The following is a 22,314-nucleotide window of genomic DNA, read 5'->3' as shown; positions in this document are numbered from 1 at the left end:
CCGCAGGGCCGGCGACGCCGCCGGTCCCGCGCAGCATGACCAAGGACGCAACATGGGTAAGGCGACTGGCTTTCTCGAATTTCCGCGCCAGAACGAAGGCTACGAACCGGTAGTCAAGCGCGTGAAGCACTACAAGGAATTCGTGTTCGCGCTGTCCGACAGCGAAGCGAAGCTCCAGGGTGCGCGCTGCATGGACTGCGGCATCCCGTTCTGCAACAACGGCTGCCCGGTCAACAACATCATCCCCGACTTCAACGACCTGGTGTATCGCCAGGACTGGAAGTCGGCGATCGAGGTGCTGCACCAGACCAACAATTTCCCCGAGTTCACCGGCCGCATCTGCCCGGCACCGTGCGAGGCCGCCTGCACGCTGGGCATCAACGAGCTGCCGGTGGGCATCAAGTCGATCGAGCACGCCATCATCGACAAGGCCTGGGACGAAGGCTGGGTCAAGCCGCAGCTGCCGCGCCACAAGACCGGCAAGACCGTGGCGGTGGTCGGCTCTGGCCCCGCCGGCATGGCCGCCGCCCAGCAGCTGGCACGCGCCGGCCATGACGTGACCGTGTTCGAGAAGAACGACCGCATCGGCGGCCTGCTGCGCTACGGCATTCCCGACTTCAAGATGGAGAAGACGCTGATCGACCGCCGCATGGAACAGATGCAGGCCGAAGGCGTGACCTTCCGTGCGGGCGTGATGGTGACCGACGGCGAACTGCCGGCCGGCATCAAGAACTATGCGCGGGAAACCATCTCGGCCCAGGCGCTGATGGAACAGTTCGATGCGGTGGTGCTGGCGGGCGGCTCGGAAGTGCCGCGCGACCTGCCGGTGCCGGGCCGTGACCTGGCGGGCATCCATTTCGCGCTGGAGTTCCTGATCCCGCAGAACAAGGAAGTCGCGGGCGACGGCGTCAACGAGATCCGCGCCGAAGGCAAGAACGTGATCGTGATCGGCGGCGGCGATACCGGCTCCGACTGCGTCGGCACCTCCAACCGCCACGGCGCCACCTCGGTGACCCAGTTCGAACTGCTGCCGCAGCCGCCGGAAGAAGAGAACAAGCCGCTGGTGTGGCCGTACTGGCCGATCAAGCTGCGCACCTCGTCGTCGCACGACGAAGGCTGCGAGCGTGACTGGTCGGTCGCCACCAAGGAATTCATCGGCGAAAACGGCAAGGTCACCGCGCTGAAGGCCTGCCGCGTCGAATGGAAGGATGGCCGCATGCAGGAAGTGGAAGGCAGCGAGTTCATCCTGCCGGCCGACCTGGTGCTGCTGGCGATGGGCTTCACCAACCCGGTGGGCTCGATGCTGGAAGCGTTCGGCGTTGACACCGACGCGCGCAAGAACGCCAAGGCCTCGACCGAGGGTGAGCGTGCCTACCACACCAACGTACCCAAGGTGTTCGCCGCCGGCGACGTGCGCCGCGGCCAGTCGCTGGTGGTGTGGGCGATCCGCGAAGGCCGCCAGGCCGCGCGCTCGGTCGACGCCTTCCTGATGGGGCACACCGACCTGCCGCGCTGATCCAGCCCAGCCGAAAAAAAACCCGCCTGGCGCAAGCCGGCGGGCTTTTTTTTGTTGAGGGGGTGCGTCGCTCAGCCGGCCAGCATCCGCTCCATCAGCACCGCACTGGGGCCGTATGCCGCCAGCTTGCCGGCATGCCAGACAGCCATCTGCGCCGGCACCGGCGCGTATCCAAGCCTGCGCCACCACGGCGCCGCCGACTGCACCGCGATCAGCCGCGAGCGCCGCAGCCCAGCGGCGTGCGCCGCTGCCTGCGCCGCCGCGTACAGGCGCGGCGCCAGTCCGGCGCCGCGGCCGGCGGGCGCCACGGCCATGTCGTGCACGAACCAGGTCAGGGTGTCAGGGGCGGCATTCCGGCGCCAGCCATCGTCGAGCACGCCGTCCAGCGGCGGCAGGCTGTCTTCGGGCCAGGCGTGCGTGAACAGGTAGGCGGCGAGGGTGCCGCGCTGCGCGGGGCCGTGCGCGACCCAGCAGGTGGCCGGCGACAGCGCCAGCCGGCTGGCCAGCGCCGCCTGGCCTTCCAGCAGACCCTCGGCATAGCAGCTGGCCTGCACCGCGAGCACGGCCGGCAGGTCGGACCAGACCATGGGCCGCACGGTGAATTTCGTCATCGGCGGATTATAGCCGTGCCCTGCGCCGCCCCCCGCCAGAGCGCATTTTGCAAGGCGTGGCAAGGCTTTCAGGGTTCTCCCGGCTATGGTTTACGTGCCTGTGGCGGCCCCGGCATTGTCCTTACAATTTTCAAAAACAAATAACGGAAACTGCCTCGCTAATCCTTTTTCCCCAGAACCAGTTTGCCGCCTCCTCAGGAGACGGGCCGGAGGAAAACGATGTCCGAAGTGCGCAATTTGTCGCGGCTTTGGCGAGGTAAAGCGAAGTTCGCGCCGCGCCTGCCCGCGGCCGCCGCCCGGCGCTGGCTCCCGCCCGTGCTGTGCCTGTACGCCCTGGGATGTGCCACCCTGGCTTTCGCCGTGCCAGCCCGGCCCGCACATGCGGGCACGCAGCCGCTGGCGCGCAGCATGACGTTCCCTGACCGCCCGATGCGCCTGATCGTGCCGTTCCCGGCCGGCGGCGTCGCCGACGCCGTAGCGCGGATGCTGGCCGAGCGCCTGTCGGCCAGGCTCGGTGTGCCGGTCGAGGTCGACAACCGTCCCGGCAGCGCCGGCACCATCGCCGGCGATGTCGTCGCCAAGGCCAGCTCCGATGGCCATACGCTGCTGTTCCACCAGGCCAATATGCTGATCCAGCCGGGGCTCGAGCCAGTGCCGTACGACGTCGTGCGCGACTTCACGCCGGTGGCGCGCGTGGCCACCACGCCGCTGTTCCTGGTGATCGACGCGCGCCTGCCGATGCGCACCCCGGAACAATGGATGACCGCGGTCAAGTCGAGTCCCGGTTCCTACAGCTATGGCTATGGCCAGCCCGGCAGCCCTTCGCACCTGTACGCCGAATACGCGGTGCGCGGCTTGCGCGGCGGTGTGCCGCTGGTCACCAGCAAGGGCGAGGCCGCGGTGGTGCAGGAAATGCTGGCTGGCCGTATCAGCGCCTGTTTTTGTTCGTTCGCGGCGGTCCAGAGCCAGGTCAAGAGCGGCGGGCTGCGGCTGGTCGGCGTGACCGGTGTGGCGCGCTCGCCACTGGCGCCGCTGGTGCCGACGCTGCAGGAATCGGGGCAGGATGGCTACGCCGCAGCGGCCTGGTTTGGCGTGATGGCGCCGGCCAAGACGCCGCGCGCGATCGTGGCGCGGCTGGCTGGGGAGCTTGAAGGCGTGATGTCCGAGCGCGAGGTGCGTTCGCGCCTGCAGGCCGCCGGCCTGACGCCGCTGCGCGACTCGCCGGAGGCATTTGCCACCGCGATTCGCTCGGAATCGATCCAATGGCAGGTCATCCTGAAAGACGTGCCTATCGCGCAGGAGCCCTGAGCCGCACCGCAGCACGGGGATTGGCCGCTTTCCAGAGCGAGTTGGCCGGCTTGACGGGTGGCCAGGAAGATTCTGAGGCACCACAGGCACGCGTCATGTGGCGCGGGACACACGGGTACCAGCAGGGCTAGGTAGTACACCTTATAATGCGCCCCTGTCCCGACCGGTGCCAACGTGACCGATTCTGCTCAAAACCTTGTCGAACTGACTGCGGTGGATTTCGCCTATGCGGACCACGGCAAGCCGATCCTGTCCGGCCTGACCATGCAATTCCCGCGCGGCAAGGTGATCGCGGTGATGGGCGGTTCGGGCTGCGGCAAGACCACGGTGCTGCGCCTGATCGGTGGCCAGGTGCGGCCGCAGTCGGGCGCGGTGCGCTTTGCCGGCACGGATATTCACCAGTTGGACACCGCCGGCCTTTACGCCGTGCGCCGCCAGATGGGCATGCTGTTCCAGTTCGGCGCGCTGTTTACCGACCTGTCGGTGTTCGACAATGTCGCATTCCCGCTGCGCGAGCACACCGACCTGCCCGAGTCGATGATCCGCGACCTGGTGCTGATGAAGCTAAACGCGGTCGGGCTGCGCGGCGCGCGCGACCTGATGCCGTCGCAGATCTCCGGCGGCATGGCGCGGCGCGTGGCGCTGGCCCGCGCGATCGCGCTGGATCCGGCGCTGCTGATGTATGACGAGCCCTTTGCCGGCCTGGATCCGATCTCGCTGGGCCTGACCGCGCGGCTCATCCGCAGCCTCAACGACGCCCTCGGCGCCACCACCATCATCGTCTCGCACGACGTGCACGAGACCTTCCAGATCGCCGACTACGTCTACTTCATTGCCGACGGGCGCATCGCCGCCGAAGGCACCCCCGAGGCCCTGCGCGCCTCCACCGATCCGTTCGTGCATCAATTTGTCCATGCCGAGGCCGACGGCCCGGTGCCGTTCCACTACGCCGGACCCTCGCTGGCCGAGGATTTCGTCGGGGGCGCGCGATGACCGGCTTGGTGGCAGGGTTCTTCAGCGCCATCGGCGCTGCCGTGCGTCGCAGCATTTCCGGGTTGGGCCACGCCACGCGCATGTTCCTGGCGGTGCTGGCCCTGTCGCCGGCGCTGCTGCGCCGCTTCCGTCTGGTGACCGACCAGGTCTTCTTTGTCGGCAACCTGTCGCTGGTGATCATCGCGGTGTCCGGCTTGTTTGTCGGCTTCGTGCTCGGGCTGCAGGGCTACTACACGCTCAACCGCTACGGCTCCGAGCAGGCGCTGGGGCTGCTGGTGGCGCTGTCGCTGGTGCGTGAACTGGGCCCGGTGGTGACCGCGCTGCTGTTCGCGGGCCGTGCCGGCACTTCGCTGACCGCCGAAATCGGCCTGATGAAGGCGGGCGAGCAGCTCACGGCCATGGAAATGATGGCGGTCAATCCGCTGCAGCGCGTGGTCGCGCCGCGCTTCTGGGCGGGCGTGATCGCCATGCCGGTGCTGGCTGCGATCTTCAGCGCGGTGGGCATCCTGGGCGGCTACGTGGTCGGCGTGCAGCTGATCGGCGTCGACGCCGGCGCGTTCTGGTCGCAGATGCAGGGCGGCGTCGACGTGCGCGCCGACGTGCTCAACGGCGTGATCAAGAGCTTCATCTTTGGCATCGCGGTGACGTTCATTGCGCTGTACCAGGGATTCGAGGCCAAGCCCACGCCGGAAGGCGTCTCGCGCGCGACCACCCGCACCGTGGTGATCGCGTCGCTGGCGGTGCTGGGGCTGGATTTCCTGCTGACGGCGCTGATGTTCAGCAACTGAGCGGAGCGCCAGCGGGCCACAATGCGGGAAGCACGACAACAAGGCAGCGACAACAAGGCAGCGACAGACACTACGGGGTTGAAGAAAGAGATTCCAATGAAAAAGAACACACTCGATTTCTGGGTGGGGCTGTTTGTGGCGGCAGGGTTCGTCGCCTTGCTCTTCCTGGCCCTCAAGGCGGGAAACATGAGCGCCTTCAGCTTCCAGGACACCTATAGCGTGCAGGCCCGCTTCGACAATATCGGCGGGCTCAAGCCGCGCGCGCCGGTCAAGAGCGCGGGCGTAGTGGTCGGCCGGGTGGCGGCGATCCGCTTCGACGACAAGACCTATCAGGCCACCGTCGAGATGAGCCTGGAAAAGCGCTACCAGTTTCCCAAGGACACCTCCGCCAAGATCCTGACCTCGGGCCTGCTGGGCGAGCAGTACATCGGCCTGGAAGCCGGCGGCGACACCGCCATGCTGGCCGACGGCGCGCGCATCACCATGACGCAGTCCGCCGTGGTGCTTGAAAACCTGATCGGGCAGTTCCTGTACAACAAGGCCGCCGATGCCGGCGGCGGCTCGTCCGCCGGCGCCAGTGCGCCGGCCCCGGCTGGAGATCTCAAGTGAACGCCGCCCGCCACCTCCGGAGCATCCTGGCCACGGCGGCCGCCGCGGCGGCGCTTGCCGGTTGCGCCACCGGCCCCACCGCCAACCCGAAGGACCCGCTGGAGCCGTTCAACCGCGAGGTCTCGAAGATCAATGAGGACTTCGACAAGGGCATCCTGCGCCCGGTAGCCCAGGTCTACGCCGACTACATGCCCACGCCGGTGCAGCGCGCGGTGGAGAACTTCTTCTCCAATGTCAGCGATGTCTATTCGGCGGTGAACAACCTGCTGCAGGGCAAGCCGACACGCGCGGCGGAAGACACCATGCGCGTGGCCATGAACACCGTGCTGGGCATCGGCGGCCTGATTGACATCGCCACCCCGGCGGGCCTGCCCAAGTACAAGGAAGACTTCGGCCAGACGCTGGGCGTGTGGGGCGTGCCGGCCGGCCCGTACCTGGTGCTGCCGCTGTTCGGGCCGAGCACGTTCCGCGACACCGCCGGCATGCTGGTAGACCGGCAGGCGGATCCGTCGGCGTACTTCTATCCGGTTTCGCTGCGCAATTCGCTGGTTGGCGTGCGCATCGTCGCCGGCCGGGCCCAACTGCTGGGCGCCAGCAACCTGCTGGAGCAGGCCGCGCTGGACAAGTACTCGTTCCTGCGTGACTCCTACCTGCAGCGGCGCCAGTACCTGATCTACGACGGCAATCCGCCGGGTGCCGAAGACGAAGACGAGACCGAAGCCTCTGCGCCGGCCGCGACCGACGCCAGTGCCGCGCCGGCACCCGCAACGGCTCCGGCTCCGGCGGCGGATGGTGCTTCGGCCCCTGCCGCCGAGCCGCCCAAGCCTGGCGCCGCGGGCGAGACCCAGCCGGAGGGCCAGAGCATGCCGATGCCGCCCGTGTTGCCGGGTGGCTTGCCGGGGGTACGCTTCCGCTGAGGCGATGAACACGTCACTGGCGCTGTGAATGCGCTGTGACCGCTGAAACAAATTGTTTGTAGGTGGCGCAAGCCGCGCTTTTCATGGCAGCGCGCGCGACGCCGCTATGTTCCAATCTGTACGGACCCGTGCCCTTCCGACATGTATCGAGGGGCCGGTGTGCGGGTCCGGACCTCTTTGATAAGAAGGAGATCTCACATGCTCAAGCGACTGTTGCTCCCCCTCCTGACGGCGGTTGCCTTCGCGGGGACCGCGCAGGCCCAGGTATCGGCTCAGGACGTGGCCTCCCCGGACGGGCTGGTCAAGGCCGTGGTCAACGACGTGATGTCGGCCGTTAAGGCCGACAAGGACATGCAGGCCGGCAATATCGGCAAGATCACTGCGCTGGTCGAACAGAAGATTATTCCGAACGCCAACTTCCAGAAAACCACGCAGATCGCCATGGGTCGCAACTGGTCCAAGGCGACGCCCGAGCAGCAGAAGCAGATCACCGAGGAATTCAAGACCCTGCTGATCCGCACCTACGCCGGCGCCATCGCGCAGATCCGCGACCAGACCGTGCAATACCGTCCGTACCGCGGCACCGCCGACGATACCGATGCCACCATCCGCACGCAGGTCATCAACAAGGGCGAGCCGATCCAGATGGACTACCGCCTGGAAAAGACCGCGCAGGGCTGGAAGGTCTATGACATCAACGTGCTGGGCGCGTGGCTGACCGAGGCCTACAAGGGCAGCTTCAACACCATCGTCGGCCAGCAGGGTGTCGAAGGCGTGATCAAGACGCTGCAGGATCGCAACCGCCAGCTCGCCAACGCCAAGAGCTGACCTGCGCCGGCGGCGCGTCGCTGCCATGCAGCACGGCGCGTCGATGTGCACTACAATGGCCGTTCGCGACACAGGCTCCCGCCCCCGGGCGGGGCGCCTTCGTTTTTAGTCTCTTGTTTTCATTTCCGCATCCAGGCCACTGACGCCATGCTTTCGCCGGGTAACTCGCTGACCAACCAGAATGCCGCCGCCGTGCTGCGCGACGGGCTGGCGCGCGTGGCCCAGGGCGACGTCGAAGTGGACTGCACCGGCCTGGCGCAGGCGGACTCATCTGCCGTCGCCGTGCTGCTGGCGTGGCATCGGGCCGCCGTGGCGCGCGGCCAGGCGCTGGTGCTGCGCGGCGTGCCGGCGCCCCTGGCGCAACTGGCCAGCCTGTACGGCGTAGACGGCCTGCTCGGCCTGGCGAGCGCAGCCGCGCCAGCCGCCACCCCACTGCGACACCATCACCGACATTGATCCGGCATCGCCGGTCGCCAGCCTGGCGACCCCACGCGATGCCGCGGCGACCGTCTCGTGCGGCCGTCGAGCCCCCGGGACGGATCCGGCGGGGATCAAGCGGGACCAACCCCGCATCCCCTATAATTCCGGGTTGTTCGCCCATCCCCCTGCCTGTTGCCGGCCCAATCCATGCCGGACCAGGACATCCGGGCACGCAGTTGCTCCCCATTTCCTGGCGGCCAGCCCCGAAAGAGCCGGACCCGCCACAAACAATCGGCCATGAAAGCCATTGAAATCCACGACGTTCGCAAGCGCTACCGCAACCTGCAGGCGCTCAAGGGCGTCAGCTTCACCGTCGAACGCGGCGAATTCTTCGGCCTGCTCGGGCCCAACGGCGCCGGCAAGACCACGCTGATCTCGATTCTCGCCGGCCTGAACCGGGCCGATTCCGGCCGCGTCAGTGTGCTGGGGCACGATGTCGTCTCCGATTACCGGATGGCGCGGCGTATGCTGGGCGTGGTGCCGCAGGAGCTGGTGTTCGATCCGTTCTTCACGGTGCGCGAGACGCTGCGGCTGCAGTCCGGCTATTTCGGCCTGACCCGCAACGACGACTGGATCGACGAAATCATGGCCAACCTGGACCTGACCGGGAAAGCCGACGCCAATATGCGCCAGCTTTCGGGCGGCATGAAGCGGCGCGTGCTGGTGGCGCAGGCCCTGGTGCACCGCCCGCCGGTGATCGTGCTCGACGAGCCCACCGCCGGCGTGGACGTGGAATTGCGGCAAACGCTGTGGAAGTTCATCTCGCGCCTGAACCGCGAAGGGCACACCATCATCCTGACCACGCATTACCTGGAAGAGGCCGAGGCCCTGTGCGACCGCATCGCCATGCTCAAGTTCGGCGAAGTGGTGGCGCTGGACCGCACCAGCAACCTGCTGACCCAGTTTGCCGGGCTGCAGCTGGTGCTGACTTTTGCGCGCGGCGCCTTGCCGCCCGCGCTGGAGCCGCTGCGCATGCCGGCCAATCCCGGCGAACGCGCGGTGCGGCTGCGGCTGTCGGGCTACCAGGCGGTGGAGCCGATCCTGGCCGCCTGCCGCGAAGCGGGCTGTGACATCGAAGACATGGAAATCAACAAGGCCGACCTCGAAGACGTATTCGTGCAGATCATGCGCCGCGAAGGCCATATGCCCGGCGCGCTGCCCGATCCGGCGATGGAGGCTGCGGCATGAAGCAGCCTGGCGAGATCGAAATCCTGGAAGACGCCCGCCTCGGCCCGATGGCCGTCGGCAGCCTGGTCGGCTTCCGCACGCTGCTTTACAAGGAAGTGCTGCGCTTCTGGAAGGTGAGCTTCCAGACCGTCGCCGCGCCGGTGCTGACCGCGGTGCTGTACCTGCTGATCTTCGGCCATGTGCTGGAAGACCGGGTCAAGGTCTATGACCAGATCAGCTACACCGCCTTCCTGGTGCCCGGCCTGGTGATGATGAGCGTGCTGCAGAATGCGTTCGCCAACAGCTCGTCGTCGCTGATCCAGTCCAAGATCACCGGCAACCTGGTATTCGTGCTGCTGCCACCGCTGTCGCACTGGGAGATGTTCGGCGCCTACGTGGTGGCCTCGGTGATCCGCGGGCTGACCGTCGGCCTGGGCGTGCTGCTGGTGACGGCGTGGTTCGCCAACTTGCACTTTGCCAACGTCGGCTGGATCGTGGTGTTTGCGCTGCTGGGCGCGGGCATCCTCGGCACGCTGGGCCTGATCGCCGGCATCTGGGCCGAGAAGTTCGACCAGCTGGCCGCGTTCCAGAACTTCCTGATCATGCCGGCGACCTTCCTGTCCGGCGTGTTCTATTCGATCCATTCGCTGCCGGCCTTCTGGCAGGCGGTGTCCCATGCCAATCCGTTCTTCTACATGATCGACGGCTTCCGCTATGGCTTCTTTGGCGTCTCCGACGTGTCGCCGCTGTTCAGCCTGGCGGTGGTCGGATCGGCGTTCGTGGTGCTGGCCGCGCTGGCGCTGCGCCTGCTGAAGTCCGGATACAAGCTGCGCCACTGAGCCGCAGCGCCCCAACATGAAGTGAAAGCCTGAAGAGAACCCATGCTGCCTACACCGGAACAAGTCAGGGACTACATTGCCCAAGGACTGCCCTGCGAACATCTGCAAGTCGAGGGCGATGGCCAGCACTTCTTTGCCACCATCGTCAGCAACGAATTTGAAGGCAAGCGCCTGATCCAGCGCCACCAGCGTGTCTACGCGGCGCTGGGCGACCGCATGCGTGCCGAGATTCATGCGCTGTCGATGAAGACGCTGACCCCTGCCGAGTGGCAGGCTGGCGAAGGCAAGTAAGCTGCCCGGAATAATGCGCCGCGCCTTGCGCGGCTCCAGAACAATGACGCCGGGCGTGTGCCCGGCACAGACGACAGAACATGGACAAATTCCAGATCCACGGCAACGGCCCGCTCAAGGGTGAAATCCGCGTATCGGGCGCCAAGAATGCTGCCTTGCCGATCCTGTGCGCGGGCCTGCTGACGGCCGATACCGTCGCGCTGGATAACGTGCCGAACCTGCAGGACGTGCGCACCACGCTCAAGCTGCTGCGCCAGATGGGCATGCAGGCCGAGCTGGATGGCACGCAGGTGACGCTGAACGGCGCCGACGTCAATCTGCTCGAGGCCCCGTACGAGCTGGTCAAGACCATGCGCGCGTCGATCCTGGTGCTCGGTCCGCTGGTGGCGCGCTTCGGCGAGGCCCGCGTGTCGCTGCCCGGCGGCTGCGGCATCGGCGCGCGCCCGGTCGACCAGCACATCAAGGGCCTGCAGGCGATGGGCGCCGAAATCACCATCGAACATGGCTTTATCCACGCCCGCGCCAAACGCCTGAAGGGCGCGCGCGTGGTCACCGACATGATCACCGTGACCGGCACCGAGAACCTGCTGATGGCCGCCACGCTGGCCGAAGGCGAGACCGTGCTGGAAAATGCCGCGCGCGAACCCGAGGTGACCGACCTGGCCCAGCTGCTGGTCAAGATGGGCGCGAAGATCGACGGCATCGGCACCGACCGCTTGGTGGTGCACGGCGTCGAGCGCCTGCACGGCGCCAGCCACAGTGTCATCGCCGACCGCATCGAGGCCGGCACCTTCCTGTGCGCGGCGGCCGCGACGCTCGGCGACCTGGTACTGCGCGGCGTGCAGCCCGAGATCCTCGACACCGTGCTGGACAAGCTGCGCGAAGCCGGCGCCAGCATCGAAACCGGGGCCGACTGGATCCGCCTGGCGATGCCGCACCGCGCCCGCGCGGTAAGCTTCCGCACCTCGGAATACCCGGCCTTCCCGACCGACATGCAGGCCCAGTTCATGGCCCTGAACGCCGTCGCCGAAGGCACCGCGCGCGTAACCGAGACCATCTTCGAAAACCGCTTCATGCACGTCCAGGAACTGAACCGCCTGGGTGCCGACATCACCGTCGAAGGCAACACCGCGGTGGTCAACGGTGTGCCGCGCCTGTCGGGCGCCAACGTGATGGCGACCGACCTGCGCGCCTCGGCCAGCCTGGTGATCGCCGGCCTGGTGGCCGATGGCGAGACCGTGATCGACCGCATCTACCACCTGGACCGCGGCTACGACCGCATGGAAGACAAGCTGTCGGCAGTGGGCGCGAAGATCCGCCGCATTGCCTGAGGAAGTCCGATGAGCCCCACTTTCAACGCATCGCCCGACCAGCTGACGCTGGCGCTGTCCAAGGGCCGCATCTTCACCGAGACGCTGCCGCTGCTGGAAGCCGCCGGCATCCGCGTCACCGAGGATCCCGAGACCTCGCGCAAGCTGATCCTGCCCACTTCCGATCCGGCGGTGCGCGTGGTGATCGTGCGCGCCTCGGACGTGCCGACCTATGTGCAGTACGGCGCGGCCGACTTCGGCGTGGCCGGCAAGGACGTGCTGATGGAAAACGGCATGGCCGGGCTGTATGCGCCGATCGACCTGAACATCGCGCGCTGCCGCATGTCGGTGGCGGTGCCGGCCGGGTTTGACTACGTCAACGCGGTGCGCCAGGGCGCGCGCCTGGCCGTGGCCACCAAGTACGTGCAGACCGCGCGCGAGCATTTTGCGAAAAAGGGCGTTCACGTCGACCTGATCAAGCTGTACGGTTCGATGGAGCTGGGCCCGCTGGTGGGCCTGTCCGACGCCATCGTCGACCTGGTCAGCACCGGCAGCACGCTGCGCGCCAACAACCTGGTCGAAGTGGAAGAAATCGTGCAGATCTCGTCGCGGCTGGTGGTGAACCAGGCCGCGCTCAAACTCAAGCGCGAGCGGCTGGCACCGATCCTCGACGCCTTTGAACGCGCTTCGGCGGCACTGGCCTGAGGCCGTGGCCGCCCGAGAAGGAAAGAAGTCATGAACCCAACCGAAATGGAAAACCTGCCGGTCCGCCGGCTCGATTCCAGCGCGCCGGGCTTTGCCGAGGCGCTGCGCCAGGTGCTGGCCTTCGAGGCTGGCGAGGACGAGGCCATCGATCGCGCCGCCGCGCAGATCCTGGCCGACGTGAAGTCGCGCGGCGATGCCGCGGTGCTGGAATACACCCGGCGCTTCGACCGCGTGGAAGCGGCGTCGATGGGCGCACTCGAGGTCGCGCAGCAGCAGCTGGAAGCCGCGCTCGAAGACCTCGAGCCCAAGCGCCGCGCCGCGCTTGAGGCCGCCGCCGCGCGCGTGCGTGCCTACCACGAGAAGCAGAAGATCGAATGCGGCAGCCACAGCTGGGAATACACCGAGGCCGACGGCACCATGCTGGGCCAGAAGGTGACGCCGCTGGACCGCGTCGGCATCTACGTGCCGGGCGGCAAGGCCGCCTACCCGTCGTCGGTGCTGATGAATGCGATTCCGGCGCGCGTGGCCGGCGTGAAGGAAATCATCATGGTCGTGCCCACGCCGGGCGGCGTGCGCAATGAACTGGTGCTGGCTGCGGCGCAGATCGCCGGCGTCGATCGCGTGTTTACCATCGGCGGCGCCCAGGCGGTTGGTGCGCTGGCCTATGGCACCGCGACGCTGCCGCAGGTCGACAAGATTGTCGGCCCTGGCAATGCCTACGTCGCCGCGGCCAAGCGGCGCGTGTTCGGCACCGTCGGCATCGACATGATCGCCGGCCCGTCCGAGATCCTGGTGATCTGCGATGGCACCACCGACCCCGACTGGGTGGCGATGGACCTGTTCTCGCAGGCCGAGCATGACGAACTGGCGCAGTCGATCCTGCTGTGCCCCGATGCGGACTATATCGCCCGCGTCGAAGCCAGCATCCAGCGCCAGCTTGGCACCATGCCGCGCCGCGACGTGATCGCTGCGTCGATCTCCGGCCGTGGCGCGCTGATCAAGGTGCGCGACATGGAAGAGGCCTGCGAGATCGCCAACGCGATCGCGCCCGAGCACCTCGAGATCTCCGCCGAGAACCCGCGCCAGTGGAGCGAGAAGATTCGCCACGCCGGCGCCATCTTCCTGGGCCGCTATACCAGCGAGTCGCTGGGCGACTACTGCGCCGGCCCGAACCACGTGCTGCCGACCTCGCGCACCGCGCGCTTCTCGTCGCCGCTGGGCGTCTATGACTTCCAGAAGCGCTCGAGCCTGATCGAAGTGAGCGAGGGCGGGGCGCAGATGCTCGGGCAGATCGCCGCCGAGCTGGCCTATGGCGAAGGGCTGCAGGCCCACGCCCGCAGCGCGGAATACCGTTTCAAGCGTAGCTAACCCTGACCCCACCCACCCTGGAGCTTCCATGTCAGCCGTAGAGCCCTCCCTGATCGAACGCATCATCCGTGACGACGTGCGCGCCATGGGCGCTTACCACGTGCCGGATTCGCACGGTCTGGTCAAGCTCGACGCGATGGAGAATCCCTACCGCCTGCCGGCCGAACTGCGCGAGCAACTGGCCGCGCGGCTCGGTGAGGTCGCACTGAACCGCTATCCGGTGCCCAGCAGCGAAGCGCTGCGCGCGAAGCTGAAGACGGTGATGCAGGTGCCGGCCGGCATGGACGTGCTGCTCGGCAACGGCTCGGACGAGATCATCAGCATGCTGGCGCTGGCCGCGGCCAAGCCGGGCGCGAAGGTGATGGCACCGGTGCCGGGCTTTGTCATGTATGCGATGTCGGCACAGTTCGCCGGCCTGCAATTCGTCGGCGTGCCGCTGCGTGCGGACTTCACGCTTGACCGCGCCGCCATGCTGGCGGCGATGGCCGAGCACCAGCCTGCCATCATCTACCTGGCCTACCCGAACAACCCCACCGGCAACCTGTTCGATGCCGACGACATGGAGGCCATCGTCCGCGCCGCCCAGGGCGAGGCCTGCAACAGCCTGGTGGTGGTCGACGAGGCCTACCAGCCGTTCGCCCAGCACAGCTGGATGCCGCGCCTGGTGGAGTTCGGCAACCTGCTGGTGATGCGCACCGTATCGAAGCTGGGCCTGGCCGGCATCCGCCTGGGCTACCTGGCCGGCGCGCCCGAATGGCTGGCGCAGCTGGACAAGGTGCGCCCGCCCTACAACGTCAACGTGCTGACCGAGGCGGCCGCGCTGTTCGCGCTCGAACACGTGTCCGTACTGGACGAACAGGCCGCGCAACTGCGCGCCGAGCGCGCCCGCGTGGCCGACGGCATGGCCGCGCAGCCCGGCGTCACGGTGTTCCCCAGCGCCGCCAACTTCGTGCTGGCGCGCGTGCCGGATGCCGCACAGGCCTTCGACCGGCTGCTGGCCCGCAAGGTATTGATCAAGAACGTGAGTAAAATGCACCCGTTGCTGGCCAATTGTCTGCGCGTCACGGTCAGCACGCCCGAAGAAAACGCGCAGTTCCTTGAGGCATTCGCAGCGTCGCTGCAGGATTAACACCATGCGTGTTGCAGAGGTCACCCGCAATACTTCGGAAACGCAAATCCGCGTTTCCCTGAATCTCGACGGCAGCGGCCGCCAGAAGCTGGCGTCCGGCGTACCGTTCCTTGACCACATGCTGGACCAGATCGCCCGGCATGGCATGTTCGACCTGGAAGTCGAAGCCACCGGCGACACGCATATCGACGACCACCATACGGTGGAAGACGTCGGCATCACGCTCGGCCAGGCGGTCGCCAGGGCCATCGGCGACAAGAAGGGCATCACCCGCTACGGCCACAGCTACGTGCCGCTGGACGAATGCCTGTCGCGCGTGGTGATCGATTTCTCCGGCCGCCCCGGCCTGGAGTTCCACGTGCCGTTCACGCGCGCGCGCGTTGGCAGTTTCGACGTGGACCTGACCATCGAGTTCTTCCGCGGCTTCGTCAATCATGCGGGCGTGACCCTGCATATCGACAACCTGCGCGGCATCAATGCCCATCACCAGTGCGAAACGGTATTCAAGGCCTTTGGCCGGGCCTTGCGCATGGCGGTGGAACTGGACCCGCGCGCGGCCAACACGATCCCGTCGACCAAGGGTACCCTCTGAGCTTCCTGAAACCGTAGGCGTGCCGGCTGGTTGCGGCGCCCGCTGACCTTCCCGGCACGAACCCGGCCAGCGACGCTGGCGAACCGCAACCAATGGATACGCTCAAGTCGTTTATTTCGCTGCTGGCGCTGATCAACCCGGGGGCGATCCCGTTCTTCATCAGCCTGACCACGCAGCAGACCGAGGCGGAAAAGCGGCATACCATCAAGATCGCGTCAGTCTCGGTGGCAATCGTGGTGGCGGTGTCGGCGTTGCTGGGGCAGCAGATCATCGAGTTCTTCAATATCTCGGTGGCATCGCTGCAGGTGGGCGGCGGGCTCATCATGATCATGATGGCCATGAACATGCTGAATGCGCAGACCAGCCGCACCAAGGCCACGCCAGAGGAAGAGGACGAGGCCGAGGCACGCTCGAGCATCGCGGTGGTGCCGCTGGCGCTGCCGCTGCTGACCGGCCCCGGCTCGATCAGCACGGTGATCGTTTATGCCGGCAAGACCCAGCACTGGTACCAGCTGCTGATCCTGGTCGGCATTGGTGCGTTGCTGGGCGCGATGGTGTACCTGGTATTCCGCGCGGCGGACCCGATCGCCCGGGTGATCGGGCGCACCGGCATCAATATCGGCACGCGGTTGATGGGTTTGATCCTGTCGGCGCTGGCCGTGGAATTCATCGTTGACGGGCTGAAGACATTGTTGCCTGTTTTGAAATCATGACTACCATAGCAATTGTGGATTACGGCATGGGCAACCTGCGCTCGGTGGCGCAGGCGCTGCGTGCCGCGGCGCCGGAAGCCGATGTCCGGGTGGTGGATGCGCCCGAAGGCATCCGCTCGGCGGACCGCGTGGTGCTGCCCGGCCAGGGCGCCATGCCCGACTGCATGTCGGCGCTGGGAGCGTCCGGCCTGCAGCAGGCGGTAGTCGAGGCCGCCGCCAGCAAGCCGATGCTGGGCGTGTGCGTGGGCGAGCAGATGCTGTTCGAATTCAGCACCGAAAGCCGCGCCGGCGCGGACCGCACCCCGGCGCTGGCGCTGATGCCCGGCCAGGTAGTGCGCTTTGCGCTGGACGGCATGACGCAGCCCGATGGCTCGCGCTACAAGGTGCCGCAGATGGGCTGGAACCGGGTGCGCCAGGCCAGGCCGCACCCGCTGTGGAGCGGCATCCCGGACGACAGCTGGTTCTATTTCGTCCACAGCTACTATGTGCAGGCGCAGGATCCGGCCCATGTCGCCGGCGAAACGGAATACGGAGTCGTGTTTACCAGCGCGGTAGCGCGCGATAATATTTTCGCGACGCAGTTCCACCCCGAGAAAAGCGCGGCCCTGGGCCTGCAGCTGTACCGGAACTTCGTCCACTGGAACCCCTGAAGCAACAGGCTTGCCGATTCGCGATTCGCTTTTTTTACCGATGTCCGACCGCTGACCGACCCGGCACCTGACCCGTTTCCAATCGACTATCGACCCGACCTGACCGGCATGCGCCGGTCTCGCTCAATCTCACTCACTCAACCACGCTCGTCACGCATATGTTGCTCATTCCGGCCATCGACCTGAAGGACGGTCAGTGTGTACGCCTCAAACAAGGCGACATGGACCAGGCCACCGTCTTTTCCGAAGATCCCGCCGCCATGGCACGCCACTGGGTGGAGCAGGGCGCCCGCCGCCTGCACCTGGTGGACCTGAATGGCGCGTTCGTGGGCAAGCCCCGCAACGAGGAGGCCATCAAGGCCATCATCGCCGAGGTCGGCGACGAGATCCCGGTGCAGCTGGGCGGCGGCATCCGCGACCTGAACACCATCGAGCGCTGGCTGGACGACGGGCTTTCGTACGTCATCATCGGCACCGCGGCGGTGAAGAATCCCGGCTTCCTGAAGGACGCCTGCTCGGCTTTCGGCGGCCATATCATCGTCGGCCTCGATGCCAAGGATGGCAAGGTGGCCACCGACGGCTGGAGCAAGCTGACCGGCCACGAGGTGGCGGACCTGGCGCGCAAGTATGAAGACTACGGCGTCGAGGCCATCATCTACACCGACATCGGCCGCGACGGCATGCTGCAGGGGATCAATATCGACGCCACCGTCAAGCTGGCGCAATCGATGTCGATTCCGGTGATTGCCAGCGGCGGCCTGTCCAACCTGGCCGATATCGACAACCTCTGCGCGGTGGAACGCGAGGGCGTGGAAGGCGTGATTTGCGGCCGCGCGATCTACTCGGGCGACCTCAACTTTGCCGCCGCACAGGCGCTGGCGGACAAGCTGCGCGACGGGCAATAAGGCAACGGCGCCGCGGGGCGCAGCCGCCTCGCCGCTGCCCGCACGGCAGCGGTGGCGGACAAGGAATCTCATGCTAGCCAAACGTATCATCCCCTGCCTGGACGTGACCAACGGGCGGGTGGTCAAGGGCGTCAACTTTGTCGAACTGCGCGACGCGGGCGATCCCGTGGAAATCGCGCGCCGCTATGACGAGCAGGGCGCCGACGAAATCACATTCCTGGACATCACCGCGACCAGCGACGGGCGCGATCTGATGCTGCATATCATCGAGGACGTGGCCTCGCAGGTATTTATCCCGCTGACGGTGGGCGGCGGCGTGCGCACCGTCGAAGACGTGCGGCGCCTGCTCAATGCCGGCGCGGACAAGATCAGCGTCAACTCGTCGGCGATTGCTAATCCGCAGCTGGTGTCGGATGCCACCGCGCGCTATGGCTCGCAATGCATCGTAGTGGCGATCGACGCCAAGCGCAGCTCGGCCCCCGGCGAAGCGCCGCGCTGGGAAGTCTTCACCCACGGCGGGCGCAAGGCAACGGGGCTGGACGCGGTGCAATGGGCGCGCGAGATGGCCACGCGGGGCGCCGGCGAGATCCTGCTGACCAGCATGGACCGCGACGGCACCAGGAGCGGCTTCGACCTGGAGCTCACCCGCGCGGTCAGCGATGCGGTGCCGGTGCCGGTGATCGCCTCGGGCGGTGTCGGCGGCCTGCAGGACCTGGCCGACGGCATTACCCAGGGCCGCGCCGACGCGGTGCTGGCCGCCAGCATCTTCCACTACGGCCAACACACCGTGGGCGAAGCCAAGGCATTCATGGCCCGCGAGGGCATTCCTGTGCGGATCTGACTATGCCGAAGAAGTGGCTCAACAAGGTGAAATGGGACGACAACGGCCTGGTGCCGGTGATCGTGCAGGAAGTCGGCTCGAACGACGTGCTGATGTTCGCGTTCATGAACCGCGAGGCGCTGCTGCGCACCGTGGAGCTGGGCGAGGCCGTGTTCTGGTCGCGCTCGCGCAAGCGCCTGTGGCACAAAGGCGAAGAGTCGGGCCATGTGCAGAAGGTGCACGAGATCCGTCTGGACTGCGATGAAGACGTGGTGCTGCTGAAGGTGACGCAGGTCGACAGCATTGCCTGCCATACCGGACGCCATTCCTGCTTCTTCCAGAAGTTCGAGGGCGACGCGGACGCCGGCGACTGGCAGACCGTCGAGCCGGTGCTGAAGGACCCTGCCCAGATCTATACCAAGCCATGAGCGACAACGCATTCAGCAGCAACGATGTCCTGGCGCGCCTGGCCGAGGTACTGGAGTCGCGCAAGCCCGCCAACGGCGGCGACCCCGACAAGTCGTACGTGGCGCGCCTGTTCAGCAAGGGCGACGACGCCATCCTGAAGAAGATCGGCGAGGAAGCCACCGAGACCGTGATGGCCGCCAAGGACGCCCGCGCCGCCGGCCAGAGCGGCGCCGCGGCCGGCAAGGTGGTCTATGAAGTGGCGGATCTTTGGTTCCACAGCATGGTCTTGCTGGCAAACTTCGGGCTGACGCCGGCCGACGTGGTCAACGAGCTGGCACGGCGCGAAGGTCTGTCCGGCCTGGAAGAAAAGGCCCGGCGCAAGGACTAGCCGGCACGCGTGCCGGCCGGTCTCCCGCCTGCCGCAAGGCAGGCTTCCAACCGAGGGCGATCATGGCGAACGACTACACCGGGCAAGTCACCACCCCGAGCGGCCAACAGCTGGGCAGCCTGCGCAAGCTGCTGCACATCCTTTATGCGCTGTATGCGATCTTCTGGCTCACCGGCGGCATAACCGCGCTGATCGCCATCGTGGTCGACTACGTCAAGCGCGATGACGCTCGCGGTTCGCTGTATGCCTCGCACTTCGCCTGGCAGATTCGTTCGTTCTGGTGGTCGGTGGCCTGGGGCGTGCTGGGCGGGGTGCTGTTCGCGACAGTTGTGCTGATGCCGCTGGCCTTCGCAGTCTGGGGCGTGCTGTCGCTGTGGATGCTGTATCGTATCGTCAAGGGTTGGCTGTATCTGAACGACAGCAAGCCCATGTACCCGGACCAGCGGTTCTGAGGCCCGGTTGCATCAGGGTCTCGCCGCGGCCGCGGCCGTCGCAATGAAATTTTCATGAACGCTCAGGATAATTGCATCTTCTGCAAGATCGTGGCCGGCGAGCTGCCGTCGAACAAAGTCTATGAAGACGACGACATGCTGGCTTTCCACGATATCCATCCCAAGGCCCCGGTACACTTGCTGGTCATTCCCAAATCGCATGTCGACTCGCTGGCCGATTGCGGCGCCGGCGAAGGAGAGGTGCTTGCTAGAATGATGTTGAAGGTGCCTGAACTGGCGCGCGCGGCCGGCTGTTCCAACGGCTTTCGGACGGTGATCAACACCGGCCCGGACGGCGGACAGGAGGTCTACCACTTGCATCTGCATGTGCTCGGTGGGCCGCGCCACACCTGGAAGGGACCGCTGCCCTGACCGGCAGCCTTGTATGGGAGGGGGCCGCGGCGGCAACGCCCGCGGTCAGAAGCTGCGCCGGCAACCGTCGCCCGGCGCGGCCATCACGGGACGGAACAACGGGTCCGGGCATCAATGACTGTGCCCGCGGCTGCATCAGGAGCAAAAAATGGGTTCGTTTAGCATTTGGCACTGGCTGATCGTGCTGGTGATCGTCATGCTGGTGTTCGGCACCAAGAAGCTGCGCAATATCGGCCAGGATCTGGGCGGCGCGGTCAAGGGCTTCAAGGACGGCATGAAGGAAGGCGAGGACAAGAACGCCCAGCCAGCTGCGTCCAAGGAGCTGCGCGATTCCACCACCATCGATGTCGAAGCCAAGGAAAAATCCCGCCAGCAATAAGGCGGTGGTGTGCCTTCCCTTCCACGCAAACCTCGCAGCCGTGTGTCGTTGCGCGCCGCGCTTTTCCGCATGTTGTCCGCATGATGTGTCCGCATGATTGATCTCGGCATTTCCAAGCTGGCGCTGATCGGCGCCGTGGCACTGATCGTGATCGGTCCCGAACGGCTGCCCAAGGTCGCGCGCACGGTGGGCGCGCTGGTCGGGCGTGCGCAGCGCTATATCAACGACGTCAAGGCCGAAGTCAGCCGCGAGGTCGAACTGGAAGAACTGCGCAAGATGCGCACGGAATTCGAGGACGCCGCGCGCGATGTCGAGCGCACCATCCACAAGGAAGTCAACGAGCAGAGCCAGGCGCTAAACGAAGCGCTCGGCGGCACCGAAAGCGCCGGTGCCACCGGGGCCGGCAGCAGCGGCGACGCCAGCGGCGGCTTCGTGCCCAGCTGGGACGCGGCGCACAAGGCGCACAACGGGCGCAAGAGCTGGCGCGTCAAGCAGGGCGCGCGTCCACTGTGGTTCAAGCGCCAGCACAATGTCCGTGTCTGGGTGCAGTCGGGCGCGGCGCGCGTCAAGCGGCACCGGCCGGTGACCCGGCAATCCCGTTCCTTCTTCGAGTGAGCATGGCGCGCGGCGAACTCATGCCGGCCGCCGTGGCCGCTGTCGTTGTGTCCGCCTTTCCGCGCCGCCACGTTGCGGTTAAATCGATCCACTTGCCAGCCCTCGCGGCTGAGCGGTTCACGCCATGAGCGACACCCGGTCCTCCGATCCCCAAGACCCGCAAGACGAGTCGCAGCAGGAAACCTTCATCTCCCACCTGATCGAGCTGCGCCAGCGCCTGGTCAAGGCGGTGGCCGGCATCATGCTGGTCTTCGTCTCGCTGGTCTACTGGGCGCCGGTCATCTTCAATCTCTTCTCCGCGCCGCTGATGGAATCGCTGCCCAAGGGCGGCAAGATGATCGTCACGGATGTGACCGGCTCGTTCTTCGTGCCGATGAAGGTGACCTTGCTGGTGGCGTTCCTGATCGCGCTGCCGTGGGTGCTGTACCAGGTCTGGCAGTTCGTCGCGCCTGGCCTGTACCAGCATGAGAAGCGCCTGATCCTGCCGCTGGTGTCGAGCAGCTATTTCCTGTTCCTGTGCGGCGTGGCGTTTGCGTACTTTCTGGTGTTCCCCACGGTGTTCCATTTCATGGCCCACTACAACGCGCCGCTGGGGGCCGAGATGTCCACTGACATCGATAAATACCTCAGCTTCGCCATGACGACGTTCCTGGCCTTCGGCATCACCTTCGAAGTACCGGTGGTGGTGATCGTGCTGGTGCGCTTCGGCGTGGTGGAGCTGGAGAAGCTTAAGCAGATCCGCCCCTATGTCATCGTCGGGGCCTTCATCATTGCGGCCATCGTTACACCGCCTGACGTGCTGTCGCAGTTGCTGCTGGCGGTACCTCTTATCGCGCTCTATGAACTTGGCCTGCTCCTGGCCCGTTTTATCGGCCGTCCGGTAGCCGAAGACGCCACTTCAGCAGAAACCCAGCCCGACGAATCCCGCTGAGGCATGGATTTTTCCCAGGTGTTGCACTGCTTTGCACCAAAATAGGGATTTCCGCCCGCATTCCTGTTGCTCCCCGACAACAAAAACCGCCGGTAAGCATGGTTTACGCCGAAAAAGCCTTCTGACGGCCGGGGGGGCTGGCACATAATACGCAGCAGACGTGAATGTAAATGCGTCGCCCAAGCACTTGG

28 protein-coding genes are annotated in these 22,314 nt (G+C 66.3%); 27 read left to right on the top strand and 1 reads right to left on the bottom strand.

What is annotated here, in order from left to right:
- The first annotated feature begins 52 nt into the window (after positions 1–52).
- Positions 53–1,516, top strand: coding sequence for a glutamate synthase subunit beta (locus E5S69_RS22195; RefSeq protein ID WP_171516774.1), 1,464 nt, complete (start codon positions 53–55; stop codon positions 1,514–1,516).
- A gap of 71 nt (positions 1,517–1,587) precedes the next feature.
- On the opposite strand, the gene E5S69_RS22190 is transcribed toward E5S69_RS22195, so the two are convergent.
- Positions 1,588–2,127, bottom strand: coding sequence for a GNAT family N-acetyltransferase (locus E5S69_RS22190; RefSeq protein ID WP_171516773.1), 540 nt, complete (start codon positions 2,125–2,127; stop codon positions 1,588–1,590).
- Positions 2,128–2,346: 219 nt separating this feature from the next.
- Here E5S69_RS22190 and E5S69_RS22185 point away from each other — a divergent pair, with 219 nt between their 5' ends.
- From E5S69_RS22185 to tatC, 26 genes are all read left to right on the top strand, one after another.
- Positions 2,347–3,435, top strand: a complete 1,089-nt coding sequence (locus tag E5S69_RS22185; RefSeq protein WP_171516772.1) for a tripartite tricarboxylate transporter substrate binding protein — start codon at positions 2,347–2,349, stop codon at positions 3,433–3,435.
- A 174-nt stretch (positions 3,436–3,609) separates the two neighbouring features.
- On the top strand, positions 3,610–4,428 hold the full coding sequence (locus E5S69_RS22180; RefSeq protein WP_171516771.1) for an ATP-binding cassette domain-containing protein: 819 nt from the start codon (positions 3,610–3,612) through the stop codon (positions 4,426–4,428).
- An 8-nt stretch (positions 4,429–4,436) separates the two neighbouring features.
- The gene (gene mlaE, locus E5S69_RS22175) at positions 4,437–5,216 is read left to right on the top strand and encodes a lipid asymmetry maintenance ABC transporter permease subunit MlaE (protein ID WP_116370459.1); all 780 of its coding nucleotides are present in this window, start codon (positions 4,437–4,439) and stop codon (positions 5,214–5,216) included.
- A 96-nt stretch (positions 5,217–5,312) separates the two neighbouring features.
- The gene (gene mlaD, locus E5S69_RS22170) at positions 5,313–5,825 is read left to right on the top strand and encodes an outer membrane lipid asymmetry maintenance protein MlaD (RefSeq protein WP_171516770.1); all 513 of its coding nucleotides are present in this window, start codon (positions 5,313–5,315) and stop codon (positions 5,823–5,825) included.
- On the top strand, positions 5,822–6,742 hold the full coding sequence (locus tag E5S69_RS22165; RefSeq protein WP_171516769.1) for an MlaA family lipoprotein: 921 nt from the start codon (positions 5,822–5,824) through the stop codon (positions 6,740–6,742). Before mlaD ends, E5S69_RS22165 begins: the two co-directional genes overlap by 4 nt.
- A 198-nt stretch (positions 6,743–6,940) precedes the next feature.
- A complete protein-coding gene (locus E5S69_RS22160) occupies positions 6,941–7,570 on the top strand; it encodes an MlaC/ttg2D family ABC transporter substrate-binding protein (protein WP_171516768.1) in 630 nt (209 codons plus the stop codon).
- Positions 7,571–7,717: 147 nt separating this feature from the next.
- Complete coding sequence (locus tag E5S69_RS22155) at positions 7,718–8,026, top strand: STAS domain-containing protein (protein ID WP_171516767.1); 309 nt, start codon at positions 7,718–7,720, stop codon at positions 8,024–8,026.
- A gap of 261 nt (positions 8,027–8,287) precedes the next feature.
- Positions 8,288–9,238 carry an ABC transporter ATP-binding protein gene (locus tag E5S69_RS22150; protein ID WP_171516766.1) on the top strand — a complete coding sequence of 317 codons (951 nt, stop codon included), beginning with the start codon at positions 8,288–8,290 and terminating at the stop codon, positions 9,236–9,238.
- A complete protein-coding gene (locus tag E5S69_RS22145) occupies positions 9,235–10,056 on the top strand; it encodes an ABC transporter permease (protein ID WP_171516765.1) in 822 nt (273 codons plus the stop codon). Before E5S69_RS22150 ends, E5S69_RS22145 begins: the two co-directional genes overlap by 4 nt.
- A 42-nt stretch (positions 10,057–10,098) precedes the next feature.
- Entirely contained in the window at positions 10,099–10,347 is a 249-nt protein-coding gene (locus E5S69_RS22140) for a BolA family protein (RefSeq protein WP_062801931.1), read from the top strand.
- A gap of 80 nt (positions 10,348–10,427) precedes the next feature.
- A complete protein-coding gene (gene murA, locus E5S69_RS22135) occupies positions 10,428–11,678 on the top strand; it encodes a UDP-N-acetylglucosamine 1-carboxyvinyltransferase (protein WP_171516764.1) in 1,251 nt (416 codons plus the stop codon).
- A 9-nt stretch (positions 11,679–11,687) separates the two neighbouring features.
- On the top strand, positions 11,688–12,362 hold the full coding sequence (hisG, locus tag E5S69_RS22130; RefSeq protein ID WP_171516763.1) for an ATP phosphoribosyltransferase: 675 nt from the start codon (positions 11,688–11,690) through the stop codon (positions 12,360–12,362).
- A 30-nt stretch (positions 12,363–12,392) separates the two neighbouring features.
- The gene (hisD, locus tag E5S69_RS22125) at positions 12,393–13,730 is read left to right on the top strand and encodes a histidinol dehydrogenase (protein ID WP_171516762.1); all 1,338 of its coding nucleotides are present in this window, start codon (positions 12,393–12,395) and stop codon (positions 13,728–13,730) included.
- A gap of 28 nt (positions 13,731–13,758) precedes the next feature.
- Positions 13,759–14,859: a histidinol-phosphate transaminase gene (gene hisC, locus E5S69_RS22120; protein ID WP_171516761.1), complete on the top strand. Its 1,101-nt coding sequence runs from the start codon at positions 13,759–13,761 to the stop codon at positions 14,857–14,859.
- 4 nt (positions 14,860–14,863) lie between these two features.
- Positions 14,864–15,451: an imidazoleglycerol-phosphate dehydratase HisB gene (gene hisB, locus E5S69_RS22115; RefSeq protein WP_010812330.1), complete on the top strand. Its 588-nt coding sequence runs from the start codon at positions 14,864–14,866 to the stop codon at positions 15,449–15,451.
- A 92-nt stretch (positions 15,452–15,543) separates the two neighbouring features.
- Positions 15,544–16,164: a MarC family protein gene (locus tag E5S69_RS22110; RefSeq protein ID WP_171516760.1), complete on the top strand. Its 621-nt coding sequence runs from the start codon at positions 15,544–15,546 to the stop codon at positions 16,162–16,164.
- Positions 16,161–16,814, top strand: coding sequence for an imidazole glycerol phosphate synthase subunit HisH (gene hisH / locus E5S69_RS22105; protein ID WP_171516759.1), 654 nt, complete (start codon positions 16,161–16,163; stop codon positions 16,812–16,814). The genes E5S69_RS22110 and hisH overlap by 4 nt, the downstream gene beginning before the upstream one ends.
- Before the next feature lie 158 nt (positions 16,815–16,972).
- Complete coding sequence (gene hisA, locus E5S69_RS22100; RefSeq protein WP_171516758.1) at positions 16,973–17,719, top strand: 1-(5-phosphoribosyl)-5-[(5-phosphoribosylamino)methylideneamino]imidazole-4-carboxamide isomerase; 747 nt, start codon at positions 16,973–16,975, stop codon at positions 17,717–17,719.
- Between the two features lie 70 nt (positions 17,720–17,789).
- Positions 17,790–18,560 carry an imidazole glycerol phosphate synthase subunit HisF gene (gene hisF, locus E5S69_RS22095; RefSeq protein WP_171516757.1) on the top strand — a complete coding sequence of 257 codons (771 nt, stop codon included), beginning with the start codon at positions 17,790–17,792 and terminating at the stop codon, positions 18,558–18,560.
- A 2-nt stretch (positions 18,561–18,562) separates the two neighbouring features.
- Positions 18,563–18,967 carry a phosphoribosyl-AMP cyclohydrolase gene (gene hisI, locus E5S69_RS22090; RefSeq protein WP_018004937.1) on the top strand — a complete coding sequence of 135 codons (405 nt, stop codon included), beginning with the start codon at positions 18,563–18,565 and terminating at the stop codon, positions 18,965–18,967.
- The gene (locus E5S69_RS22085) at positions 18,964–19,335 is read left to right on the top strand and encodes a phosphoribosyl-ATP diphosphatase (RefSeq protein WP_171516756.1); all 372 of its coding nucleotides are present in this window, start codon (positions 18,964–18,966) and stop codon (positions 19,333–19,335) included. Before hisI ends, E5S69_RS22085 begins: the two co-directional genes overlap by 4 nt.
- Positions 19,336–19,397: 62 nt before the next feature.
- The gene (locus E5S69_RS22080) at positions 19,398–19,787 is read left to right on the top strand and encodes a DUF4870 family protein (protein WP_171516755.1); all 390 of its coding nucleotides are present in this window, start codon (positions 19,398–19,400) and stop codon (positions 19,785–19,787) included.
- 54 nt (positions 19,788–19,841) lie between these two features.
- The gene (locus E5S69_RS22075; protein ID WP_171516754.1) at positions 19,842–20,198 is read left to right on the top strand and encodes a histidine triad nucleotide-binding protein; all 357 of its coding nucleotides are present in this window, start codon (positions 19,842–19,844) and stop codon (positions 20,196–20,198) included.
- Between the two features lie 148 nt (positions 20,199–20,346).
- A complete protein-coding gene (tatA, locus tag E5S69_RS22070) occupies positions 20,347–20,577 on the top strand; it encodes a Sec-independent protein translocase subunit TatA (protein ID WP_171516753.1) in 231 nt (76 codons plus the stop codon).
- Between the two features lie 93 nt (positions 20,578–20,670).
- Positions 20,671–21,192: a Sec-independent protein translocase protein TatB gene (gene tatB / locus E5S69_RS22065; protein WP_171516752.1), complete on the top strand. Its 522-nt coding sequence runs from the start codon at positions 20,671–20,673 to the stop codon at positions 21,190–21,192.
- A gap of 124 nt (positions 21,193–21,316) precedes the next feature.
- A complete protein-coding gene (gene tatC / locus E5S69_RS22060) occupies positions 21,317–22,123 on the top strand; it encodes a twin-arginine translocase subunit TatC (protein WP_171516751.1) in 807 nt (268 codons plus the stop codon).
- Positions 22,124–22,314: the final 191 nt, after the last annotated feature.

This window comes from Cupriavidus necator, assembly GCF_013141915.1.
In the GTDB taxonomy this organism is placed as follows: domain Bacteria; phylum Pseudomonadota; class Gammaproteobacteria; order Burkholderiales; family Burkholderiaceae; genus Cupriavidus; species Cupriavidus necator_B.
The sequence above is the reverse complement of the archived record's forward strand: the minus strand, read 5'-3'. Positions and strand labels throughout refer to the sequence as shown.

Bases quoted from the DNA above. Each gene is read 5' to 3' on its own strand.
- hisH (WP_171516759.1), top strand. From the start codon at position 16,161: ATGACTACCATAGCAATTGTGGATTACGGCATGGGCAACCTGCGCTCG.
- hisF (WP_171516757.1), top strand. From the start codon at position 17,790: ATGCTAGCCAAACGTATCATCCCCTGCCTGGACGTGACCAACGGGCGG.
- E5S69_RS22085 (WP_171516756.1), top strand. From the start codon at position 18,964: ATGAGCGACAACGCATTCAGCAGCAACGATGTCCTGGCGCGCCTGGCC.
- hisC (WP_171516761.1), top strand. From the start codon at position 13,759: ATGTCAGCCGTAGAGCCCTCCCTGATCGAACGCATCATCCGTGACGAC.
- E5S69_RS22075 (WP_171516754.1), top strand. From the start codon at position 19,842: ATGAACGCTCAGGATAATTGCATCTTCTGCAAGATCGTGGCCGGCGAG.
- E5S69_RS22145 (WP_171516765.1), top strand. From the start codon at position 9,235: ATGAAGCAGCCTGGCGAGATCGAAATCCTGGAAGACGCCCGCCTCGGC.
- hisG (WP_171516763.1), top strand. From the start codon at position 11,688: ATGAGCCCCACTTTCAACGCATCGCCCGACCAGCTGACGCTGGCGCTG.
- E5S69_RS22190 (WP_171516773.1), bottom strand. From the start codon at position 2,127: ATGACGAAATTCACCGTGCGGCCCATGGTCTGGTCCGACCTGCCGGCC.
- mlaD (WP_171516770.1), top strand. From the start codon at position 5,313: ATGAAAAAGAACACACTCGATTTCTGGGTGGGGCTGTTTGTGGCGGCA.
- E5S69_RS22080 (WP_171516755.1), top strand. From the start codon at position 19,398: ATGGCGAACGACTACACCGGGCAAGTCACCACCCCGAGCGGCCAACAG.
- E5S69_RS22155 (WP_171516767.1), top strand. From the start codon at position 7,718: ATGCTTTCGCCGGGTAACTCGCTGACCAACCAGAATGCCGCCGCCGTG.
- tatB (WP_171516752.1), top strand. From the start codon at position 20,671: ATGATTGATCTCGGCATTTCCAAGCTGGCGCTGATCGGCGCCGTGGCA.
- tatA (WP_171516753.1), top strand. From the start codon at position 20,347: ATGGGTTCGTTTAGCATTTGGCACTGGCTGATCGTGCTGGTGATCGTC.
- hisA (WP_171516758.1), top strand. From the start codon at position 16,973: ATGTTGCTCATTCCGGCCATCGACCTGAAGGACGGTCAGTGTGTACGC.
- E5S69_RS22150 (WP_171516766.1), top strand. From the start codon at position 8,288: ATGAAAGCCATTGAAATCCACGACGTTCGCAAGCGCTACCGCAACCTG.
- E5S69_RS22185 (WP_171516772.1), top strand. From the start codon at position 2,347: ATGTCCGAAGTGCGCAATTTGTCGCGGCTTTGGCGAGGTAAAGCGAAG.
- E5S69_RS22160 (WP_171516768.1), top strand. From the start codon at position 6,941: ATGCTCAAGCGACTGTTGCTCCCCCTCCTGACGGCGGTTGCCTTCGCG.
- hisI (WP_018004937.1), top strand. From the start codon at position 18,563: ATGCCGAAGAAGTGGCTCAACAAGGTGAAATGGGACGACAACGGCCTG.
- hisD (WP_171516762.1), top strand. From the start codon at position 12,393: ATGAACCCAACCGAAATGGAAAACCTGCCGGTCCGCCGGCTCGATTCC.
- E5S69_RS22110 (WP_171516760.1), top strand. From the start codon at position 15,544: ATGGATACGCTCAAGTCGTTTATTTCGCTGCTGGCGCTGATCAACCCG.
- tatC (WP_171516751.1), top strand. From the start codon at position 21,317: ATGAGCGACACCCGGTCCTCCGATCCCCAAGACCCGCAAGACGAGTCG.
- hisB (WP_010812330.1), top strand. From the start codon at position 14,864: ATGCGTGTTGCAGAGGTCACCCGCAATACTTCGGAAACGCAAATCCGC.
- E5S69_RS22195 (WP_171516774.1), top strand. From the start codon at position 53: ATGGGTAAGGCGACTGGCTTTCTCGAATTTCCGCGCCAGAACGAAGGC.
- murA (WP_171516764.1), top strand. From the start codon at position 10,428: ATGGACAAATTCCAGATCCACGGCAACGGCCCGCTCAAGGGTGAAATC.
- E5S69_RS22140 (WP_062801931.1), top strand. From the start codon at position 10,099: ATGCTGCCTACACCGGAACAAGTCAGGGACTACATTGCCCAAGGACTG.